Source organism: uncultured Acetatifactor sp., assembly GCF_948601915.1.
Lineage (GTDB): Bacteria > Bacillota > Clostridia > Lachnospirales > Lachnospiraceae > Acetatifactor.
Genome location: NZ_CAPDXS010000279.1, coordinates 1 through 1,826, shown reverse-complemented (window position 1 = coordinate 1,826; position 1,826 = coordinate 1). Strand labels below are relative to the sequence as shown.

Annotated in this window: 1 protein-coding gene; it reads right to left on the bottom strand. The window is 56.7% G+C overall.

What is annotated here, in order from left to right; translation table 11 throughout:
- Window positions 1–41 precede the first annotated feature (41 nt).
- On the bottom strand, window positions 42–1,826 hold a 1,785-nt coding region (locus Q2B33_RS24025; RefSeq protein WP_300914338.1), incomplete at its 5' end, for an ABC transporter ATP-binding protein.

Below are 1,826 nucleotides of genomic sequence, written 5' to 3'. Positions count from 1 at the left end.
GACTGGTTCAATCGCATGATTACATTAGGCAGTATTCAGCGTTATGCAGTATAAGCCCCTGCCTCCTCCGTATAGTACTGCGCCTGGGCATGCCACAGCGCATGGTAGATGCCGCCCTCGTCGGAAATCAATGTCCCGTGGCTGCCGGTCTGCACAATCCCTCCGCTGTCGAACACGGCAATCTTGTCGCAGAAGCGGCAGGATGCCAGGCGGTGGCTGATGTAGATGGTGGTCTTGTCCCCGGCGATCTCGTTGAAGCTGCTGTATACCTCGTATTCTGAGACAGGGTCTAAGGCGGAGGTGGGCTCGTCTAAGATGAGGAAGGGCGCGTCCTTGTACAGGGCCCTGGCCAGGGCGATTTTCTGTGCTTCCCCGCCGGATATCTCGATGCCGCTCTTGTCGAACTCCTTATAAAGGAAGGTGTCCGTGCCCTCCGGCATGGCCGCCAGGCGCTCTCCAAAGCCGGCCTGCTCCAGGCAATGGGCAGCCCGCTGCGGGTCATAGGAGGAGTCTGCAGCCACGTTCTCCCCCAGCCGGAAGCCGAAGAGCCGGAAGTCCTGGAACACGATGGAGAAGATGGACATATATTCGTCGTAATCGTACTTCCTGATATCCACGCCGTTTAGGAGAATCGTCCCTTCCGTGGGGTCGTAGAGGCGGCACATGAGCTTGATGAAAGTGGTCTTGCCGCTGCCGTTTCTGCCAACGATGGCCAGCTTTTCCCCAATCTTGAATTTCAGGTTCACATGGCGCAGGGCATAGCTTTCTGTGTTGGGATAGCGGAAGGATACATCACGGAATTCCACGAAATACTCATTGTCGTCCCGTTTCTCCACAGTGAGGGAGCCTTGGTACATGGGGTTGGGGATGTCCAGGTAGGAGAAATACCGCTTTAAGTAGGTATGGTTCACGATGGCCCTCTGGACATTGGACACCGCTTCGGAGGCCGCAGCGAGCAACAGCATGACGCAGGACACATACCGGGCGATGGAACCCACGGTGATCTGGCCCGAGAGCGCCGCGTAGAGGAGGATCAGGTAGACGCAGAACTTCAGCACATGGCTCAGGGCCACGTCCGCCGCTTTCAGGGCCGCCCATTTCCAGCTCAGCCTCATGGAGAGCCGGTGGTGCTCCGACTTGAGATTTACGCTGAAGCCCAGCAGGCTTTCGGCCATGCCATAGAGGCGGATGTCCTTGCCGCTGCTGTAATGGCCGATGTAGTCGCCATATTTCCCACCGAAGACGTTCAGGCGCACGCAGGTATCCAGGAAATGGCTGAATATGGTCTCGCATTTCCTGGAGGCCAGCGCTCCGCACAGGATGGTGAGCAGGATGCCTGCCACGAACCCAAGCTTTATGAGAAGCGGAATCCCCTCCAGAAAGAAGAAGCTCAGGGTCATGGAGAGGGACATGAGGATCCTGGTGGCGCTGGAGACAAGGCTTTCCGTGGAGGACGTGAGATACCACAGGTCGTAGCCGGTCTGGGATTCCATGGCGATCCTTTTCCGCAGGAGCATCACATCCGGGTCTTCAATGGACGCATAGGCCATCTCCATGGCTTTCTGGGAGAATGACCATTCCTCGCTTAAATATAGTTCCTGATTGGCTATGTCGCGCCTGGAGGACAGATAGGCGCTCAAGAGGCTCAACAGGAATACGATTCCCACCGTGAGGGCTGCATAGAGAATCAGCACCTGTACGGGCTGCCTCTCATAAAGCGCATCTATGATCCGCGCCGAGAAGTAGATCGGCACATAGGGCATCAGGTTCTGGAGGACGGCGTTCAGGATAAGGCATGTGGCATAAGACCTGCTCAGCGAAAAGAG